Here is a 19395-nt window from a genome sequence, read left to right as displayed (position 1 = left end):
GAGAACTCCCATGACAGAATTCGCCGTACTCGCCGTCAGCCCGTCCGATCCGGACGCACCGGAAAAATTCGCCAAATCCCTGCGCGAAACCGGTTTTGCGGTGATTAAGGACCACGACATCGACATGTCCGAAATCGAAGCCATGTATGATGTGTGGCCGGATTATTTCGCCAGCGACGACAAGCTGAAAGACGCCACCGATATGGGCGATCCTTCGGGCTATTTCGGTTATAAATCCGAGAACGCCAAAGGCGCCGCCCAAAAAGACCTTAAGGAATTTTACCACGTCTACCAGAAGAACGACCTTCCCGAAGGCGTCTCCGAGGTGACAAAGAATTTCCACAACAAGATGGTTGGCATGGGCAAGATGCTGCTCGGCTGGCTGGATCAGGTCACACCGGATGACGTCAAAGACCAGCTTTCCATGCCGTTTCAGGATATGATCAAGGACAGCGACAGCCACCTGCTGCGGGTTCTGCACTATCCGCCCCTGCCCGATGATGTGCAACCGGGCGAAGTGCGCGCGGCGGCCCATGGCGACATTAACCTGATTACCCTGCTGGTGACAGGATCGGAGCCCGGCCTTCAGGCGCAGGATGTGAACGGCAACTGGCACGACATTCCCTGTGGCACCGGCTATATCAATGTGAATGCCGGTGACATGCTGGAGCGTGCATCGCGCAATTATTATCCCTCCACCATCCACCGTGTGGTAAACCCGCCCAAACAGGAAAACAAATCCCGCTATTCCCTGCCGCTGTTCATGCACCCGCGCCCCGATGTGCAACTGGACCACCAGACTGCCGGTGAATTTCTGGAAGAGAGACTTAAAGAGATCGGCCAGCGCAGCTAATCCTGCGCCCAAGGCTGTTACAAACCCAAAGGTGCCGCTGCGGTGCCGCCAACAAGGAGACTTCAATGAAAAAAGTACTTACAACGGTACTGGCTGGTGCATTCACAGCCGTATCCTCTTTTGCAGTGGCCGAAAGCCACGGCGATTTTAAACCGGCCGTTATCTACGATATGGGCGGTAAATTCGACAAATCCTTCAACGAAGGCGTTTATGCCGGCATTAAAAAGTTTCAGGACGAAACCGGCGTTGAGGTGATGGAATTCGAAGTCACCAACGAAGCCCAGCGCCAGCAGGCGATGGAAAAAATGGTTCAGCGCGGTGCGACGATCGTTCTGGGCGTAGGTTTTGCACAGGCTGACGCGATTTCTGCGGTGGCTGCGGCCAACCCTGACGTGAACTTCTCTATCATTGACGTGTCATGGCTGGATCACCCGAACCTGCGCCAGTATGCGTTCAAGGAACAGGAAGGCTCCTATCTGGTTGGCGTGGCCGCGGCGATGGCCTCTGACACCGGCACTGTCGGCTTTGTCGGCGGCATGGACATCCCCCTGATCCGCGCATTTGCCTGCGGCTATGAACAAGGCGTTAAGGCCACCAAAGAGGATGCAAAAGTCCTGCAAAACATGACCGGCACCACTCCGGCGGCATGGAACGACCCGACCAAAGGGTCCGAGCTGACACAAGCCCAGATCGACCGTGGCGCAGACGTGATCTTTCAGGCTGCTGGCGGCACCGGCGTTGGTGTAATTCAGGCCGCAGCGGATGCGGGCAAACTGGCCATCGGCGTGGATTCCAACCAGAACTACATGGCCCCCGGCAACGTGCTGACCTCCATGCTGAAACGCGTGGATGTGGCCGCTTATGAAACCATGAAAGACGCCATGTCCGGCGAATTTGAAACCGGCGTCCGTCTGCTGGGCGTTGCCGAAGGTGGCGTTGGCTGGGCACTGGACGAATACAACGCCGATCTGATCACACCGGAAATGAAATCCGCGATTGATCAGGCCGCAGCACGGATCACTTCGGGTGAAATCGAAGTCCACGACTACCGTTCCGACAACAGCTGCAAGATGTAATCCATTACATTCAACGGGGCGGCCTTCGGGCCGTCCCACCCCGCGCGCACCTGCGCCCCGGTATTTCGTTTACGCTCTCACGCCGGAGCCTAAACGCAAGTCGGGCAAGACAACGATCCGGACCAACAACAGGCCTTCTTCAGGGTGAGGGACACACATGAATACTGCGCTGGAACTGAAAAACGTCAGCAAGTCATTCGGCTTGGTAAAAGCCAACAAGAACATCAATCTTGCTGTCGAGGCCGGTTCCATACACGGTATCATCGGTGAAAACGGTGCGGGCAAATCCACCCTGATGAATATCATCTACGGAATGCACCGTGCGGACAGTGGTGAAATCCACTTTGGCGGTCAAAAGGTGGATGTGCGCTCCTCTGCGGATGCCATCGAACACGGGATTGGCATGGTACACCAGCATTTTATGCTGGTGCCAACCTTTACCGTGCTGGAAAATGTCATGCTGGGAACCGAGGGCGGTTTAATGTTGCGTGACGGTCGCGGCGCAGCGCTGGAACGGTTGCTGCATCTGTCTGAAACCTACAATTTGCAGGTGGATCCCCATGCGCTGGTGTCCGATCTGAACGTGGGCCAGCGCCAACGGGTAGAGATCATCAAGGCGCTGAAGGGCGGCGCAAAAGTGTTGATCCTTGACGAACCCACCGGCGTTCTTACCCCACAGGAAGCAGACCAGCTTTTCGAGATTCTCAAGGTTCTGCGCGATGACGGGGTCTCCGTCCTGCTGATCACCCATAAGCTGTCCGAGATCATGGACATCACTGACACTGTGTCGATCATGCGGCAGGGGGAAATGGTCGGCCACCGCAAGACATCCGAAACCTCGCCGCAGGAACTGGCCGAACTGATGGTCGGACGCGAAGTGCTGCTGGAGGTGGACCGCAAACCCGCCAAACCCGCCGAAGTGCGGTTTTCTGCCAAGAACCTCGGCTACACCAATGCACAGGGCGTGGTGGAACTGGAAGACATCAACTTTGAAGTGCGCTCCGGCGAAATCCTCGGGGTGGCCGGCGTTTCCGGCAACGGCCAGACGCAATTGATGGAAACCCTTGCGGGTATGCGTCACCTCACCAGCGGCAGCCTGAACATTCTGGGCACCGAAGTCACCGCCGCCGACCAGACCGACCCGCGCATCATCCGCGACCTTGGCGTCGGCCATATCCCCGAAGACCGTCACACCCACGGGCTGGTGCTGAACTTTGAAGCGCGGGAAAACATGATCCTCGGGTTTCAGGATACCGAACTGGCTGGCAGTGGGAAGCTGTTCGATTACAAGACGATCCAGCAGAATTGCGAAGACAAAATGGCCCATTACGATGTGCGCCCGCCCAACCCGCGTCTGAATGCCAAGAATTTTTCCGGTGGCAACCAGCAGAAAATCGTCATCGCACGGGAATTTTCCGCCAACCCCGGCGTTTTGCTGGTGGGCCAGCCCACACGGGGCGTTGATGTGGGCGCGATTGAGTTCATTCACAAGCAACTGCTGGAACTGCGGGACGCGGGCTGCGCGATCCTGCTGGTCTCGGTCGAACTCGACGAGATCATGTCCCTGTCAGACCGCATCATGGTGCTATGTGGCGGGCAGAACGTTGGCATTATCGACAGCGCCGATGCAGACAGACAAACCCTTGGCCTGATGATGGCCGGTCAAAGACAAGAGGCCGCCGCATGAGCACGCCAACTCCCCCCCTTCCCCGCTGGGCAGACCTGATCCTGCTCCCGATCATAAACCTTTTCGCCGCATTTTTCATCTGCGGCCTGATCGTACTCGCCATCGGGGAAAACCCGATCGAAGCACTGGGCGTGATGATCAAGGGCGCATTCGTCTATTCCGGCGGGCTGGGCTATACGCTGTTTTATACCACAAATTATGTTTTCACCGGACTGGCGGTCGCGCTGGCCTTCCACTGCAAGATGTTCAATATCGGCGGTGAGGGACAGGCCCTGATCGGCGGTCTTGGCGCCGCGCTCGCCTCTTTCAGTCTCGGAGTTTACCTGCCCGCGCCACTGGCGATTCCGCTGGCTGTGCTGGGTGCTTTTATTGCCGGTGGCATCTGGGGTGTTATTCCCGGGTATCTACAGGCCAAACGGGGCAGTCATATCGTGATCACCACGATTATGTTCAACTTCCTCGCAGCATCCCTGATGGTCTATCTTCTGGCCGGACCGATGCTTGAAGCCGGTCAGCAATCCCCGCAAACCGCGAAACTGGCCGAGAGCACACTGCTCCCGAAAATGGCCGACATGCTGCGTCCTCTGGGCTTTGACATCACCAGTTCGCCGCTGAACGCATCCTTCCTGATCGCCCTTGGCGCGATGGCGGTGTTTTACGTGCTGGTCTGGCACACGCGACTTGGCTTCAACATCCGCTCGGTCGGGCAAAATCAGGAAGCTGCCCATTATGCCGGGATCAATGTGGCGCGGACCATTATCATCACGATGGCGATTTCCGGCGGCTTTGCCGGATTGCTCGCCACCAATGAAATTCTAGGCTTCAATCACAAGGTGGTGCTGAACTTCACCGCCGGATACGGCTTTACCGGCATCGCGGTGGCCCTGATGGGACGCAACCATCCCATCGGAATTTTCCTCGCAGCCCTGCTGTTCGGGGCGCTGACACAGGGCGGCGGCGAGCTGGACTTTGAATTTCAGTCCATCACCCGCGAGATGGTGTTGCTGATACAGGGGATGATCATCCTCTTCTCGGGGGCGCTGGCCTATATGTTCAACCCGCCGCTGGCGCGGATGATTGCGAAATTCGTTGCACCGAAGGATCCTGCAAATGGCTGATTTCCTCTACCAACTGCTGCTCTCGCTTGATGCAACCCTGCGGATCGCAACGCCACTGATGCTTTGCGCTATGGCGGGTATCTTTTCGGAACGTTCCGGCATCGTGGACATATCGCTGGAAGGCAAACTGCTGTCCGGTGCCTTTGTCGCCGCCACCATCGCGGCACTGACAGGCTCGGCGTGGCTCGGCCTTGGCTGTGCAATGCTGGCGGGGATTTTCATGTCCCTGATCCACGGTTTCGCCTGTATCACCCACAGAGGCGATCAGGTTGTTTCCGGCGTTGCGATCAACATTCTGGCCAGCGGGCTGACAATCGTGCTTGGCATTGCATTGTTCAAACGGGGCGGTCAAACACCCTCGCTGCCGCGCGAAGACCGGTTCACCCCGATAGAGTGGTGGGGCGTGGATATGATGGACAGCGTGCCGGTCCTTGGCACCATCTATCGCCAGCTAATCTCGGGTCATAACATGCTCGTCTATGTGGCCCTGCTCGCCGTGCCACTGACCGCCCTAATCCTCTACCGCTCCCGCTTTGGCCTGCGGCTGCGGGCCGTGGGTGAAGTCCCGGAGGCTGTGGATTCCGCAGGTATCTCGGTCACATGGCTGCGCTACCGCGCATTGATCGTGGGCGGCGCCCTCTGCGGTATTGCTGGTGCCTATCTGTCCATCGCACAGGGCGGCAATTTTGTGCGCGAAATGTCCGCCGGCAAAGGCTATATCGCGCTGGCGGCTGTGATCTTTGGCAACTGGAAACCGCTCAGCGCCTTTATGGCCTGCCTGATGTTCGGCTTCCTTGAGGCAGCCACCACCCGTCTCGAAGGCGTTGCCCTGCCCTTGATCGGAGAGGTGCCAACGCAACTGATGCTGGCAATGCCCTATGTGCTGACCGTGCTGCTGCTGGCTGGTTTCATCGGCAAACCGCGCCCGCCCGCTGCCATCGGCAGACCCTATCACAAATAGGGCAGGCCACCGGCCTACCCTTCCATCCGTGCACGGGTCTTTTCATCAAGCAAGGGCCGCAACACCTGCAACAACGGGTGGCCGTCCATATAGCGCTGCCCGTAATCCAGATTGAACCCGTAGTCGAAATCCGCCGGATTTTGCCCCTGCGTGTGCTGCAGAATGGTCTCCAATTTGTCGAGCCCTTTGATCAACCGTGCCTCCGGACTGGCCGCATTTTCATACTCATCCCAAAGCGCAAGCAAGCCATCAGCCTGCGCTGGCAACAACCCTTCCAACAGGCTGGCAAAATCGGCCCGCTCCTCGGCGCTTTTATCCGCTACCTGCTCTGTTGCGGGAATATCCCCCGACACGGCCTCTCCCAGATCATGCAGCACCGCCAGCTTTAACAGACGGGCAATGTCGAGCCCGTCGCACTGGTCCTCAAACAACACAACCCACAAACACAAGCGCCAGGTATGGGCCGCCGTGCTCTCGCGCCGCCCCTCCCCCGTAAAGCCCGAGCGGAATACATCCTTCAACGCCTCCGCCCGCTCCAGAACCGCAAGCCGCGCCACCGCCTCAGACCGCTTCACGATACGCCCCAGTTTCAATGTTCCAAAAATACTCAGACATGCCGGACATTCGGATCAATCGGACCTTTGGGCAGGTTCAAAGCCCGCTCCAGCGCCAGCCCGACTTGCAAGACCAAAGCATCCCCTTTGGGCGGCCCAACCAGTTGAATGCCAATCGGCATACCGGATTTGGTAAAGCCCGCAGGCAGCGCCAGCGCAGGCAGCGCGGCCGTCGTGGCAAGGAAGGAAAACCGCAGCCAGTCTACGTAATCGCTCAGCTCCTGACCGTCTACAACTGTCGGATATTCCTGCTCCACCAAAGTGGGTTCCAGCCCCACAACAGGGATCGCCAGCACATCGTGATCCGCCAGAAACTCGCGCATTTGGTGATAGACTTCGGTGCGCCCGCGCTGTGCGAGATAAATGTCATGGCTGGTCTGTTTCACCCCCACGTCGATATTCTCCCGCAGGGTGCGTTTGAAATGCTGTTTCACCTCATCAGGCACAAAATTGTTGACCGCGCCGTAATGCATGCCGCGCAAGGCAACATAAGTATCATAAAGGGCAGGCATCTCGGGGCAGGCTTCTTCCACCCGCATCGCCGCGCCTTCGGCAGTCTGCATCGCACCGGAGAGAATATCGCGCACTTCCCGCTCAACCGGCGCAAAGCCCCCTTGATCGGGACTAAAGGCAATGCGGATGTTTTTCTTTTCCTGCCGGACCGCTTGCTGAAACGGAACCTCCGGCGCGTGCAGGCTGATCGGCATTCGCGGATCAAACCCCGTCATCGCATCAAGAAATAGCGCCACATCCTCTACGTCCCGCGCCATAGGCCCGTTGATCCCCTCGTTCAAGAAACCCGCCGGACCCGGACCACCGCCCGCACGTCCCGGTGTCGCGCGGAACCCGCAAACTCCGCAATAGCCAGCGGGCGTGCGCAAAGATCCGGCCAGATCGGAACCGGAACTCAGCCATGTTTCCCCCGCCGCCAGCGAAGCCGCCGCACCGCCAGAAGACCCGCCTGCGTTCTTGCGGGTGTCCCAAGGGTTGCGCGTGTATCCGAACACCTCGTTAAAGGTATTCCCGCCTGCACCAAACTCCGGTGTGTTGGTCTTTCCGGTGATCACCGCGCCGCGGTTTTCCATCATCTCGACCAAAGGACTGCTCACCGGAGACACATAATCCTTCATCCCCAGAGACCCCATCGTGGTGACAACGCCGCCCACTTCGTTCAGGTCTTTGATCCCGACAGGCAAGCCGCCCAGCCAACCCGGATCGCTCTGATCGGCGTTTCCGGCGGTTTCTGCCTGCGCATAGGCCCGGTCGCGGCACTGGGTGACAGTCGCGTTAATTGCCGGTCCCACCGCATCAATCCGCGCATAAGCCGCATCCAGAAGCTCCTTTGAAGACACCTCCTTGCGCTTCAACAGTCTCACCACCTCGCGTGCAGATTTCGCGCAAAGCTCCGGTCCGGTGAATTCAGCCATTGTCTATCCCTCCTGATATTCCGGCCAACTGTGCAAAGACTGAACAAATCTGTCCACCGCAAAAGGAACTGCCGCCGCTTCGCGGTCCACGGCTGCGTTATTCTGCATTCGATTGCATTATTCTTTTGCGCTATCGCCCCGCCCCGCTTTAGGCTTGGCACAACAGTCGCGCCGCCGGCAGTCAGTGGAGGGTCTCTGGTGCGCGAGAGAGGAGAAACCGTGCGACAGACCCCGAAATCCATGTGGTCTCTTGAAACGCTGGGGCGCACCCGCCTGTCGCGCTATTTCTTCTTGCGCGATTTCATGCATTCCGAGATCAGCGCCTTTTACGGCATCCCCAACATACCGGAAAATCCCGACGCGGTGGTTGCAGCGGGCAAGGCGCTGGCGCAAACCCTGCTGGATCCGCTGGTCGAAACCTTCGGGCCGATTGCGATCCGCTCGGGCTACCGCTCTGCGGTTCTGAACAAATTTGGCAACGACCACAAACTGAACTGCGCCCGCAATGACGCCAACGGTGCCGCGCGGATCTGGGAGCGGACGGACCGCCACGGCAACAGGGGTGCGTGCGCAACCATCGTCATTCCGTGGTTTGCCGACCAATACGATCAAGGCCGCGACTGGCATGATCTGGCCTATTGGATTCACGATCACCTGAATTATCACGAACAATACTTCTTCCCGAAACTCGCCGCGCTGAACCTGACCTGGCGGGAAAATCCTCAAGGACGGATACTCAGCTACATCGCGCCGAAAGGCAGGCTGCTGGCCAGCGGTGCGGAGCCTGCCGAACCAAAGGCCCAGCGCCAAAAGAGATACGCCGACTTTCCGCCCTTCCGCGGCATCACCTACCCCCCGCTGCCCAAGCGCTGGCGGCGAGACACAGACGAACCATAAGGACCAGACCATGACCCTGCCCCGCACCCCGAGTTTCAGATTGGACGGAAAACGCGCCCTTGTGACCGGAGGCACATCCGGCATCGGCTTGGGCTGCGCGGTGGCCTTGGCAGAACACGGGGCGCATGTCACCCTTGCGGCGCGAAAAACCGCGCGGATGGAAGATGCAGCGCATAAGATGCGCAGCGAAGGCTGGCAGGTGGACACTCTGGCGCTGGACGTGGCGGATGTGGCGGCGACACAGGCGCATGTGGCACAAAGCGGCCCCTTTGACATTCTGGTTAATTCCGCCGGATTTGCGCGCCACGCGCCGGCGCTCGAGACAACCGAAGCCGATTTCGACGCGATGACCGACCTCAACGCAAAGGGCGCCTATTTTCTGGCGCAAGCTGTCGCAAAAGGATTGATCGCAGCCGGCAAACCCGGCTCCATTATCCAGATTTCGTCGCAAATGGCCCACGTGGGCGGACAGGAACGGGCGGTTTATTGCGGCTCCAAACATGCGGTCGAAGGCTACACCAAGGCCCAAGCGATCGAATGGGGCCCACATGGAATCCGCGTCAACACCATCTGCCCCACCTTCATCCGCACCCCGCTGACAGAACAAACCTTCAAACGCCCCGAACTGGTGGCCTGGATCGAAGACAAGATCAAACTCGGGCGCATCGGAGAGGTAGAGGACATCATGGGCGCCACAGTCTTCCTCGCCTCGGACGCCGCCGCCCTGATCACCGGCAGTTCCCTACTGATCGACGGGGGGTGGACCGCAGACTGACCCTCTCTTCAATGTTCCCGAAATACTCATAAAAAGGGCAAGCGCATGCCAAACGACAAGATTACATCCCTCGACGTTGCAAAACGCGCAGGCGTGTCCCAATCTGCCGTCAGCCGCGTGTTTACAAAAGGCGCTTCGGCAAGCCAGAAAACCATCGACAAAGTCCGAAAGGCGGCAAAAGAACTCGGCTACCGGCCCAATGTTCTGGCGCGCTCGCTGATCACGGGGCGCTCGCGTATTGTCGGGTTAGTGGTGGCCTATCTTGACAATTATTTCTACCCAGTCGCCCTGCAAAAGTTGTCCAATGCGCTGAAGGAAGAAGGCTATCACGTTATGGTTTTCATGGCGTCGGACACCACGAAAGACATTGAACGGGTGGTGGACGAAATGCTGGATTATCAAGTGGATGCCATTGTGGCCGCCTCTGTGCCGCTGTCATCCGATCTGGCGGGGCGCTGTCGGGACGAGGGCATTCCGCTGGTGTTTTTCAACCGCTCGCAGGCTGGCGAGAACCTGACCAGCGTCACGGCCGACAATTACGCAGGCGGCAAAGAGATCGCGCGGTTTCTTGCAGCCCACCACCCCGAACGGATCGGGTATATTGCAGGGTTTGAAGGCGCATCAACACAGCGGGATCGCGAGGCCGGTTTCCTTGACGGTTTGAACGCCGCCGGACGGGAGGTTTCCAGCCGCACTGTTGGGAATTTCAACACGCAAGAGACCCGCGCCGCCGCGCTCGCCATGTTTTCAACGCCGCGCCATCCGGATGCTGTTTTTGTGGCCAATGATCACATGGCTTTCACTGTAATGGACGTGCTGCGCAGCGAACTGCACCTGACTGTTCCGGGCGATGTCATCCTTGTCGGTTACGACGATGTGCCGCCAGCGGTCTGGGCCGGTTACAGCCTGACAACCGTACGCCAGCGCACCGGCCGGATGGTGGAGGAAACCGTTAAAGTTTTGATGAATGCGATTGCCACTGGCGAAGCTCCGGTCGCGAATATCAAGATCGCCGGCCCCCTGATCGTGCGCGGATCGGCCCCTGCACCGAAGGGATGGGCGGGTTAGCGCAATGGCTCCAAGCCTATTTCCGAAAGTACCAGCGATAGGCGGGTGATTAGTCTTCCGGCGTCCCGTTAACTGGAGAAACCCTTAAACCTTTCCAAAACCTTAATCATGAAGCTTCATATAAGAAGCTTCATACAACACGCGTCTTACTACACGCTTCATATATGACGCTTCATATTTGCAGGGTCATACATTTTTACCCATAAAATCAAACACCTTGGTAATCCCAACCTCAAACTCAACGATTCCACATACAAAAGAAGCGCCCCGAATACAACGGAGCGCTTTGTTATTTCAGACCCTAAACAGGGCGCCTCAACACCGGATCAGTTCGGAGAACCGGCCAGTGGTGTGTTCAGGTATGGGAACACATTCTGCAATTCGGCTGCACTGATCGGCGCACCATCGGTGAACGGCGCATTGCCAACCGGCGCATCTTCGGGATCACACAGGCCCAGATTGATCAGATCGCTCTCTTCGTCCTCGACCGCACCTTCAACACCCAATTCCGCACCCAGCGGCACCGGATGGCACAAAGCACCCATCATCACACGCAGCGCAATATCCACCACATCATCACCGGGACGACGACCATTCGGGAAGCCGGCCAGATCTTCGGCAACCACACCGTAAGGGTGCTGGCGGTTCCGCCATGTCGGGTCTACGGCTGTATTCAGGCGCATCATCTCGGATCCGACCACACCAGCGGGCTGATTAAATCCCGGAAAGCCGGTCAGGAAGGCTGTCACCAGATCCTGACGGGGAAAGTTCGACGGCGCGATGTCACCTTCTGCACCGACCGCATCGCGGAACAGGGCGTCCAGCAGGAATGGCAGTGTCGGGTTGGTCACATATTTCGCGAACTGTTTGTCATGTTTTGGCTTGGAGCCGTTGAATTTATCCTTATCCGGCAGACCGATGACAACTTCATTCACCAGCGGGTTGGACAGACGGGACACCTGCTGCATTTTCGCAGGGGTGCCTTTGGTTGTCGGACCGTAAACGCTGGCCGTGGTCCATGCGCCGATCACCGGCTCGTCGTCTTTGGTGATACATTGCGTCGGAACTTCAATCGCCAACGAGGTCACATTTGCCTTTCCAACCAGATCATCGTTTTCACGCGATTGCATAATACCACCGGGGAAGGATTCTCCATCCAGTGGCACAAGGTTCACGAGATCGAAAATCTCACCCAAATTGACAGCAAAGGCTTCGGCCCGTTGTCCGGCAAAAACGCGACCGTCTTTCTTGCAACCCGGAATTTTGAAGTCATAGATGTAGCTGTTCGCATAGGCATCGTAATCGGGGATCGTCTTGTTCCCCACATTGTCGAGCGGCTTGGTGAACTCTGTCATCCCCGAAGCAGAGCGCAGGGATTTGCTTTTGCCACGGGACCGGTGCCCCCGCTTCATAGTCAGGGTATAGGTTTCGTGCTCGCCCAGATTTGCAGTATTGGCCGCAGAGACCGGACCCACAGCGCGCAGGGGCACCGCCAGCTTTTTATCCCCGACGGGCACGCGGATGTGACGGCCATTCTTCACCAACGTATTGCTAAAGCGGAACTGAAAGCTCAGGTCTTCCTTGGCATCGCCGTCATTGTCGATGTGGATTTCATAAACCGCATTTTCATCCATAGTGAAATAGTTGGGACCACCATAGGGGGCCTGTAGCGGTTGGTAGTTTGCAATGAAGGTGACATAATCCTTCCGGCCTCTTTCATAAGAGCGGAACATATAAAAATCTGTTGCGTCCACCTTGGGCATTTTTGTGATCATTGGCGCTTCGCGGTGTGATGCGCCATGCGCAACCATTCCCACGGACAAGGCCAGTGCCGATGCGGCCAGCCCTCTGGCCAAGAAATATCGTTTCATTTTCATAAGTACCCTCCCAATAAGCGCCTCTCCGGAAGTGGAAAGGCGACGGGGTGACGAGATAACCTTACGTCAACCGCGTAGAAGGGTTACGGGGGCTGGGCCATTCTGGATCACAAATTATTCCATCACGTAACCGTGAGCCTGTGAACCAAACGCAATTGCGACGGTTATTATTAACCCAAGCGATGGCTGCAAGGATCACAAAAACCCTTTGTGCCAGTTACTTAGCCATAAAAACAGCGTGTCTCACGGCGATAAAAAGGAAACCGCGCCTGCTGAAATTAATCTTAGGGAAAGGCAGCATCCGCCGCCTCTCCCTTTGGTTTTCTGTCGAAATCAGCCTAGGCCGCGCCGTATCCACCCGGTGTTGGTGTGGTCACGATGACGGCCTCACCCGGTTTCAAAACGGTTTGGTCACAGCCGTTCAGCATCTCGATGCTGCCGTCTTGACGCCGCACTTCGGTTTTGCCGCTTAAGCCGTCTTCACCGCCCTTGATCCCTTTGGGACGGTTCTGCCGGTTGCCCGACAGGATCGCCATTTCCATTTCTTCAAGGAAGCGCACGGTGCGCCGTGTGCCGTTGCCGCCGTGCCATTTTCCCTTGCCGCCGGTGCCTTCGCGAATGACAAATTCCTCCAGATGCACCGGAAAGCGGAACTCCAGAATTTCAGGGTCGGTCATACGGCTGTTGGTCATATGCACCTGCACCGCATCCGTGCCGTTAAATCCGTTCCCCGCTGGCGCACCGGAACAAATCGTCTCGTAATACTGGTGGGTGTCATTGCCAAAGGTCAGATTGTTCATCGTGCCCTGACTGTTGGACATAACGCCCAAAGCGGCCATCAGCGTGTTTGTCACCCCTTGCGAGGTTTCCACATTCCCCGCCACCACAGCCGCAGGGTATTTCGGGCGCAGCATGCAATCATCGGGGATTATGATGTTGATAGGGCGCAGACAGCCCGCGTTCATCGGGATATTGCCCTGCACCATCACGCGGAAGGCATAAAGCACTGCCGCACGGGTCACAGGTTCCGGCGCGTTAAAGTTGGTGCCCTGCTGGGGAGAGGTTCCGGTGAAATCCACCGTGGCCTCGCGCTTTTCCTTGTCCACGGAAATGGCAACCTTAATCACCGCCCCCTGATCGGTGTGGGTCTCAAAGCTGCTGTCATGCAGCGCGTCGATCACGCGGCGCACGCTTTCCTCGGCATTGTCCTGCACGTGCTTCATATAGGCCTGCACCACGTCCAGCCCGAAGTGCTGCACCATCTTGCGTAATTCCCGCGCGCCCATCTGCTCGGACGCGATTTGCGCCTTCAGGTCGGCCACGTTCTGATAAGGATTGCGACAAGGGTATTTGTGATCCGTCAGCAGATGCAACAGGGCTTCTTCGCGGAATTCCCCCTGATCCACGATCAGGAAATTGTCAAACAGCACGCCTTCTTCATCCACATTGGTCGCCAGTGGCGTCATGGAGCCGGGCGCCGTGCCGCCCACATCCGCGTGATGCCCGCGCGAGGCTGTGTAGAACAGGATCTCCTTGCCCGCGTCATCAAACACCGGTGTCACCGTGGTGATATCCGGCAGGTGCGTGCCGCCGTTATAGGGCGCGTTCAGACAGAATACATCGCCGGGGCGGATCTTACCCTTGTTCTGCTTGATGATGCTTTCAACCGAGCGATCCATAGACCCCAGATGCACCGGCATATGAGGCGCATTGGCCACCAAAGACCCGTCGGCTGCAAACACCGCGCAGGAAAAATCGAGCCGTTCCTTGATATTCACCGAATAGGCAGTGTTTTGCAGGGTCAGCCCCATCTGTTCGGCAATGGACATGAACAGATTGTTGAACACCTCCAGCATCACCGGATCGGCGGTGGTACCGATGGCATGGGCAGAGGGCAATGCCTCTACCCGCTTCAGAACGATATGGTCGTGGCGGGTGATCCGCCCTTCCCAACCGGGCTCTACAACGATGGTCTGGTGTGGCTCCACAATCAGCGCCGGGCCGGGAATAACCTGTCCGGGTGTCAGCGCGGCGCGGTCCTTATAGACGCCTGCATCGTGCCAGCTGGTACCAGAGAACAGCCGTGTCTGGCCGCTCGCCTCGGCGTGCGTCTCTGTTTCTTTCTGTGCAGGCTCGTCAATCGCGGCCCCGCCGCCAGCACTTTCCACCTCAATCGCCTCAACGACGATTTGCTTGTCAGGATAGACAAACCCGAACTGGGATTTATGGGCGGCCTCGAATTCCGCCTTCATGGACTCCACATCTCCGAGCAGCGCCTGCAAGGGCGTGTCCGTCCCGTCATACCGCAGATGGACCCGCTTCACCGTCTCGGGCGCATCCACGCCCTGATCGCGCAATTCCGCCTCTGTCGCTGTGGCCAGTGCCTCGGCTTCGGCCTGCACTGCATCCAGATTTTCCGCCAGCATCGGCTTTACGATGGATGCCGTGCGCGTGCTGCGAATATCCGCCAGCCCCATGCCATAGGCGCTGAGAATGCCGGAATGGGGGTGCACATGTACCGTCGTCATGCCGAGCGCATCCGCCACCGAACAGGCATGCTGCCCGCCCGCGCCGCCAAAACAGGTCAGCGCATAGGGGGTCACGTCATAGCCGCGCTGCACCGAAATCTTCTTGATCGCATTGGCCATGTTTTCCACGGCAATCGCAAGAAATCCCGCGGCGACCTCTTCGGCGCTGCGCCCGTCACCAATTTCTTCGGTCAGGGCTTCGAACTTTGCCTTCACCGCCTCGACATCCAGCGGCTGGTCCTGATCAGGGCCAAAGATCGCAGGGAAATTCTGCGCCTGCAGTTTGCCCACCATCACGTTGGCGTCTGTCACCGTCAGCGGCCCGCCACGGCGGTAACAGGCCGGTCCGGGGTTCGCGCCTGCGCTGTCCGGACCAACCACATAGCGGTTGTTTTCGTAATGCAGGATAGACCCGCCGCCCGCTGCAACCGTATGAATCCGCATCATCGGTGCGCGCATCCGCACACCGGCCACTTCGGTATCAAAGGCCCGTTCCAGATCGCCCGCGTAATGGGACACATCTGTAGAAGTGCCGCCCATATCAAAGCCGATGATTTCGTTAAATCCGGCTAGGCGCGAGGTTTCAACCGCGCCGACAACGCCACCCGCAGGGCCGGACAGGATGGCATCCTTGCCCTGAAAACGGTCCGCCGCCGTCAGCCCGCCCGAGGACATCATGAACATCAGGCGTGTTTCGCTGTTTTCATCCAGCCCCAGTTCATCCGCCACCTGCTGCACATAGCGGCGCAGAATTGGTGACAGATAGGCATCTACCACAGTGGTATCACCGCGCCCGACAAATTTCATCAAGGGAGAGACTTCGTGGCTGGTCGAGACCTGTGTAAAGCCGACATCCCGCGCGATTTTCGCTGCCTGCTCTTCGTGCTGGGGATAGGCATAGGCGTGCATGAACACGATCGCCACAGCGCGGATGCCGCTGTCATAAATCTTTTGCAGGGCGGCGCGAATATCGTCATCTTGTGCAGCAGTTTCAACTGTACCGTCTGCGCGAATACGCTCGTTCACCTCTTCCACTTGGGTATAAAGCAGTTCGGGTTTGATGATGTTCTGGGCGAAAATATCCTTGCGGCCCTGATCCCCGATGGCCAGCGCATCGCGAAAGCCCTTGGTGGTCAGCAGACCCGTAGCATCGCCTTTGCGTTCCAGCAGGGCGTTGGTCGCAACGGTTGTACCCATCTTGACCGTGTTGATCTTTTCATTGGGAATCCGCCCGCCTTTGGACACCCCCAGAAAATCGCGAATGCCCTGAATCGCCGCATCGCGGTAGGCTTCGGGGTTTTCCGACAACAACTTATGCGTAGAGATCACACCCTCGGGGTCCCGTGCCACCAGATCGGTAAACGTGCCGCCGCGATCAATCCAGAAATCCCATTTGCCTTGTGTCATCCCAAAACCCCTTTTCGATTCTGCAAAATTCAAACTTGCAAAACATCAACATTTTGTTGATAATTTGTCAACGTTATTTGAGAGTGTTCGCATGTCCAACCTCGGCCCCGTCGTATCCTCTGCCCATCTGGCCCAAGGCAGCTTTCCCGAACTGTCAGAGCTGGAGTTCGGCCTGACCATCGCCAGCAATGCCTTCCAACGCTGGACTGTGCGGGGGATGGCAGCTGCGGGAACACCCGATCTGTCACCACTAGAGGTGCAGGTACTGCACTCCGTCCACCACCGCGAGCGGCCCAAAACACTGGCCGATATTTGTCTGGTGCTGAATATCGAAGACACCCATACGGTGAATTATGCTATCAAAAAGCTGGCAAAAGCAGGGCTGGTGCGCTCCGGTCGGCAGGGCAAGGAAAAAACCGTGGAGGCAACGGACACGGGGGCGGAAGCCTGCCGCCAATACGCCGAGACCCGCGAAAAGCTGCTGCTGACCGCGCTACAGGATTTGGGGATCGAGCCGGAACAGATCAGCCGTCTGGCTGCATTATTACGCCTGATGTCGGGCCACTACGACCAAGCCGCCCGCGCCGCCGCAGCCTATTAACCCGCCTCTGCCAACCCCAGAATATGCACGCAGGTGTCGCCGTATTTGCGCATGTCATACTGCGTAAATCCCTCTGGCGTCGGCTGCGGGGCGTGTTCCTCCCAGACGATCAACGCCTCGGGCGCGATCCAGCCCCCGTCCCGCGCCGCGGACAGGGCCTTCTGCCCCATCGCCTTGCCATAGGGCGGGTCTAGGAACAGCAGGTCAAACGGTGCAGCTTCAACCGGACCCAGCTTGCGGGCATCGCGGCGGTAGAGCTTCGTTTCGGATTGCACCCGCAACAGGTTGATATTGTCGCGGATCAACCGCTGTGCCTTGGTGCCGTCATCGACAAATTGCACGAACTCCGCACCACGGGACAGCGCCTCCAGCCCCAGCGCACCGGTGCCTGCAAACAGGTCCAACACCCGAGCGCCGCGCACCGGATCGCCATACCCGCCATTGACCAACAGGTTAAAGATGCTTTCGCGCACGCGGTCCGTAGTCGGTCGCAGATGCGCCCCTGCATCCCCCTTTCCCACCGAGGTCAGCGCCGTGCCTTTGAACCGGCCCGAAACAATCCTCATCGCAGCAGGGTTTTCAGCTCTACGCCGGTATCTGCCACCAGTTCCTTGGCCGGAGACTTGCCGGATTCAATCAAACGCTTGCCCACCATAAAAGCGCGGGGTTCATTTGCGGCATCCACGGCCAGCAGTTCGTCGCCTTTGTAGTACCAGTAGGAAGCATCGCCAGCCTTGTCACCGGCACGGGTGATCACACTGTCGTAGCCCAGATTTAGCCCCGCGATTTGCAGCTTCACATCAAACTGATCGGACCAGAACCACGGCTTTGCCACGTAGTCCTTTGCAGCCCCCATAATGTTCTCGGCCACCAGCTCCGCCTGATCAATGGCATTCGGGACGCTTTCCAGCCGGATGCGTTCGCCGCGATAGGGAAAAGACGCGCAATCCCCTGCCGCCCAGATGCCGTCAACACTGGTGCGGCCCTGCGCATCCGTGCTGATGCCGTTGTTAATGCTGCATCCGGCCATTTCCGCCAGTTCCGTTGCAGGCGTAATTCCGACCCCGACAATGGCAAAATCCACGTCGAGCTCGCGTCCGTCCGTCAGAACCGCGCCACTGACACGCCCTTCACCTTTCAGACGGTCCAGCCCGACACCTTCGATAATCTCGACGCCGTGGGACTGGTGCAGGGTTCGGAAGAAATCGGATGTTTCAGGACAAGCGACCCGTTGCAGGATGCGATCGGCCATTTCCACCAGCGTGACCTGCAAACCCTTCTTGGCCGCCACCGCCGCAGCCTCTAGCCCGATATAACCACCCCCGATGATCAAAACCCGTTTTCCGGCGACAAACTCCGGTGCCATGCTGTCGACGTCCGTCAAGGTGCGCACAACGTAAACCCCGTCCAGTTCCCCGCCGACACTGGCTGGCAGACGGCGTGGATGGGAGCCGGTTGCAAGCACAAGATCGTCGTACGCCAATGCACTGCCATCCAGTGTAATCGTCCTCGCCGCCGGATCGACAGAGTCCACGGTCGCGCCAAGTTTCACATCGATATTCTGGTCTTCGTAAAAAGACAGAGGCCGCAGATAAAGCCGGTCCAGTTCCATTTCGCCCAGCAGATAGGCTTTGGACAGGGGGGGACGCTGATAGGGGGGCGCTGTCTCGGAACCGATAAGGGTTATGCGTCCCTCAAACCCCGAATTACGCAGTTTGGCCACACAGGAACTGCCTGCCTGCCCTGCACCCACTACTACCACATGCCCCATAACAAATCTCCAAATCGTGCTGGCACCTTGACGCCACCGCTCTATAGTCAAGCGCAAGATAAACCGAAACGGAAAGGAAACTGCAATGGCTATCGGACCCGGAGATACACTTCCCGAAGCAAAACTGGCCAAAATGGGCGCGGACGGACCCGAGGTGGTTGACCTGAACGAACTTGGCAAGGGAAAGAAAATGGTGGTTTTCGCCCTGCCCGGCGCCTTTACCGGCACCTGCTCCACCGCGCACCTGCCAAGCTTTATTCGCACGATCGACGATCTGAAAGCCAAGGGCGTGGACGATGTTGTCTGCGTTTCCGTCAATGACGTGTTTGTTCTGCAAGCCTGGGGTGAACAAACCGGCGCGACCGAGGCGGGGATCAAGATCCTGGCTGACGGCGACGGATCATTTACCGAAGCGATGGGCCGCAGTTTCTCGGCAGCTCCCGTGGGGTTGATGAACCGTTCCAAACGCTACGCGATGGTGGTTGAAGACGGTAAGATCGTGACTTTGCAGGAAGAAGAAAACCCCGGCGTATGCGATGTATCCGGCGGAGAGGCGATCCTCGAAACGCTCTGATACAGCCCGATCCGGCAAGCGAAAGGCCCCCAGCAAGGCGCGGGGGCCTTTTTTCGTTTTACAGAGTCATCGCATGCTATGTCAGTGGCGAACCTTACCGGCGGATCACTGGCCAGTTGAAACCGATAAAATTCACCAATCTCGGGGCTGTCGCATCTTGA

Annotated in this window: 16 protein-coding genes; 10 read left to right on the top strand and 6 right to left on the bottom strand. The window is 58.1% G+C overall.

What is annotated here, in order from left to right:
- Positions 1-10: 10 nt before the first annotated feature.
- The 5 genes from BFV97_RS02285 (at position 11) to BFV97_RS02265 (ending at position 5695) form a co-directional block, all read left to right on the top strand.
- Positions 11-853, top strand: a complete 843-nt coding sequence (locus BFV97_RS02285) for an isopenicillin N synthase family dioxygenase (RefSeq protein WP_069298685.1) — start codon at positions 11-13, stop codon at positions 851-853.
- Between the two features lie 65 nt (positions 854-918).
- Positions 919-1929 (top strand): BMP family lipoprotein, encoded by a 1011-nt coding sequence (locus tag BFV97_RS02280; protein WP_069298684.1) that lies wholly within the window; start codon positions 919-921, stop codon positions 1927-1929.
- Positions 1930-2086: 157 nt separating this feature from the next.
- Complete coding sequence (locus BFV97_RS02275) at positions 2087-3616, top strand: ABC transporter ATP-binding protein (protein ID WP_069298683.1); 1530 nt, start codon at positions 2087-2089, stop codon at positions 3614-3616.
- Complete coding sequence (locus BFV97_RS02270) at positions 3613-4734, top strand: ABC transporter permease (protein WP_069298682.1); 1122 nt, start codon at positions 3613-3615, stop codon at positions 4732-4734. Before BFV97_RS02275 ends, BFV97_RS02270 begins: the two co-directional genes overlap by 4 nt.
- Positions 4727-5695 carry an ABC transporter permease gene (locus tag BFV97_RS02265; RefSeq protein WP_069298681.1) on the top strand — a complete coding sequence of 323 codons (969 nt, stop codon included), beginning with the start codon at positions 4727-4729 and terminating at the stop codon, positions 5693-5695. The genes BFV97_RS02270 and BFV97_RS02265 overlap by 8 nt, the downstream gene beginning before the upstream one ends.
- Positions 5696-5709: 14 nt before the next feature.
- Here BFV97_RS02265 and BFV97_RS02260 read toward each other — a convergent pair whose 3' ends face one another.
- Both BFV97_RS02260 and BFV97_RS02255 read right to left on the bottom strand, forming a co-directional pair.
- Positions 5710-6270, bottom strand: a complete 561-nt coding sequence (locus BFV97_RS02260) for an HD domain-containing protein (protein ID WP_069299040.1) — start codon at positions 6268-6270, stop codon at positions 5710-5712.
- 32 nt (positions 6271-6302) lie between these two features.
- Positions 6303-7736, bottom strand: coding sequence for an amidase (locus BFV97_RS02255; protein ID WP_069298680.1), 1434 nt, complete (start codon positions 7734-7736; stop codon positions 6303-6305).
- A 240-nt stretch (positions 7737-7976) separates the two neighbouring features.
- Here BFV97_RS02255 and BFV97_RS02250 point away from each other — a divergent pair, with 240 nt between their 5' ends.
- From BFV97_RS02250 to BFV97_RS02240, 3 genes are read left to right on the top strand one after another with little or no spacing between them, the layout of a single operon-like run.
- Positions 7977-8633 carry a hypothetical protein gene (locus BFV97_RS02250; protein WP_069298679.1) on the top strand — a complete coding sequence of 219 codons (657 nt, stop codon included), beginning with the start codon at positions 7977-7979 and terminating at the stop codon, positions 8631-8633.
- Positions 8634-8643: 10 nt separating this feature from the next.
- Positions 8644-9408, top strand: coding sequence for an SDR family NAD(P)-dependent oxidoreductase (locus BFV97_RS02245; protein WP_069298678.1), 765 nt, complete (start codon positions 8644-8646; stop codon positions 9406-9408).
- Between the two features lie 45 nt (positions 9409-9453).
- Entirely contained in the window at positions 9454-10476 is a 1023-nt protein-coding gene (locus BFV97_RS02240; RefSeq protein WP_069298677.1) for a LacI family DNA-binding transcriptional regulator, read from the top strand.
- Positions 10477-10802: 326 nt separating this feature from the next.
- Here the strand turns inward: BFV97_RS02240 and BFV97_RS02235 are convergent, their stop codons facing one another.
- Positions 10803-12353, bottom strand: coding sequence for a DUF4331 domain-containing protein (locus BFV97_RS02235; RefSeq protein ID WP_069298676.1), 1551 nt, complete (start codon positions 12351-12353; stop codon positions 10803-10805).
- Positions 12354-12691: 338 nt separating this feature from the next.
- Positions 12692-16288 (bottom strand): hydantoinase B/oxoprolinase family protein, encoded by a 3597-nt coding sequence (locus BFV97_RS02230; protein WP_069298675.1) that lies wholly within the window; start codon positions 16286-16288, stop codon positions 12692-12694.
- Positions 16289-16379: 91 nt separating this feature from the next.
- Between BFV97_RS02230 and BFV97_RS02225 the strand changes: the two genes are divergently transcribed.
- On the top strand, positions 16380-16889 hold the full coding sequence (locus BFV97_RS02225) for a winged helix DNA-binding protein (RefSeq protein WP_069298674.1): 510 nt from the start codon (positions 16380-16382) through the stop codon (positions 16887-16889).
- Here BFV97_RS02225 and rsmD read toward each other — a convergent pair.
- Positions 16886-17455 (bottom strand): 16S rRNA (guanine(966)-N(2))-methyltransferase RsmD, encoded by a 570-nt coding sequence (gene rsmD / locus BFV97_RS02220; RefSeq protein ID WP_069298673.1) that lies wholly within the window; start codon positions 17453-17455, stop codon positions 16886-16888. The two genes, BFV97_RS02225 and rsmD, sit on opposite strands and share 4 nt — an antisense overlap.
- Positions 17452-18660: an NAD(P)/FAD-dependent oxidoreductase gene (locus tag BFV97_RS02215; protein WP_069298672.1), complete on the bottom strand. Its 1209-nt coding sequence runs from the start codon at positions 18658-18660 to the stop codon at positions 17452-17454. Before BFV97_RS02215 ends, rsmD begins: the two co-directional genes overlap by 4 nt.
- An 85-nt stretch (positions 18661-18745) precedes the next feature.
- Between BFV97_RS02215 and BFV97_RS02210 the strand changes: the two genes are divergently transcribed.
- Positions 18746-19234: a peroxiredoxin gene (locus BFV97_RS02210; RefSeq protein WP_069298671.1), complete on the top strand. Its 489-nt coding sequence runs from the start codon at positions 18746-18748 to the stop codon at positions 19232-19234.
- Positions 19235-19395 lie beyond the last annotated feature (161 nt).

Source organism: Neptunicoccus sediminis (assembly GCF_001719615.1).
Classification (GTDB): domain Bacteria; phylum Pseudomonadota; class Alphaproteobacteria; order Rhodobacterales; family Rhodobacteraceae; genus Amylibacter; species Amylibacter sediminis.
Note: the sequence above shows the minus strand (reverse complement) of the source record. Positions and strands in the feature narration are given on the sequence as shown.

Bases quoted from the DNA above. Each gene is read 5' to 3' on its own strand.
- BFV97_RS02280 (WP_069298684.1), top strand. From the start codon at position 919: ATGAAAAAAGTACTTACAACGGTACTGGCTGGTGCATTCACAGCCGTA.
- BFV97_RS02250 (WP_069298679.1), top strand. From the start codon at position 7,977: ATGTGGTCTCTTGAAACGCTGGGGCGCACCCGCCTGTCGCGCTATTTC.
- BFV97_RS02255 (WP_069298680.1), bottom strand. From the start codon at position 7,736: ATGGCTGAATTCACCGGACCGGAGCTTTGCGCGAAATCTGCACGCGAG.
- BFV97_RS02235 (WP_069298676.1), bottom strand. From the start codon at position 12,353: ATGAAAATGAAACGATATTTCTTGGCCAGAGGGCTGGCCGCATCGGCA.
- BFV97_RS02245 (WP_069298678.1), top strand. From the start codon at position 8,644: ATGACCCTGCCCCGCACCCCGAGTTTCAGATTGGACGGAAAACGCGCC.
- BFV97_RS02265 (WP_069298681.1), top strand. From the start codon at position 4,727: ATGGCTGATTTCCTCTACCAACTGCTGCTCTCGCTTGATGCAACCCTG.
- BFV97_RS02275 (WP_069298683.1), top strand. From the start codon at position 2,087: ATGAATACTGCGCTGGAACTGAAAAACGTCAGCAAGTCATTCGGCTTG.
- BFV97_RS02240 (WP_069298677.1), top strand. From the start codon at position 9,454: ATGCCAAACGACAAGATTACATCCCTCGACGTTGCAAAACGCGCAGGC.
- BFV97_RS02270 (WP_069298682.1), top strand. From the start codon at position 3,613: ATGAGCACGCCAACTCCCCCCCTTCCCCGCTGGGCAGACCTGATCCTG.
- BFV97_RS02230 (WP_069298675.1), bottom strand. From the start codon at position 16,288: ATGACACAAGGCAAATGGGATTTCTGGATTGATCGCGGCGGCACGTTT.
- BFV97_RS02285 (WP_069298685.1), top strand. From the start codon at position 11: ATGACAGAATTCGCCGTACTCGCCGTCAGCCCGTCCGATCCGGACGCA.
- BFV97_RS02225 (WP_069298674.1), top strand. From the start codon at position 16,380: ATGTCCAACCTCGGCCCCGTCGTATCCTCTGCCCATCTGGCCCAAGGC.
- rsmD (WP_069298673.1), bottom strand. From the start codon at position 17,455: ATGAGGATTGTTTCGGGCCGGTTCAAAGGCACGGCGCTGACCTCGGTG.
- BFV97_RS02215 (WP_069298672.1), bottom strand. From the start codon at position 18,660: ATGGGGCATGTGGTAGTAGTGGGTGCAGGGCAGGCAGGCAGTTCCTGT.
- BFV97_RS02210 (WP_069298671.1), top strand. From the start codon at position 18,746: ATGGCTATCGGACCCGGAGATACACTTCCCGAAGCAAAACTGGCCAAA.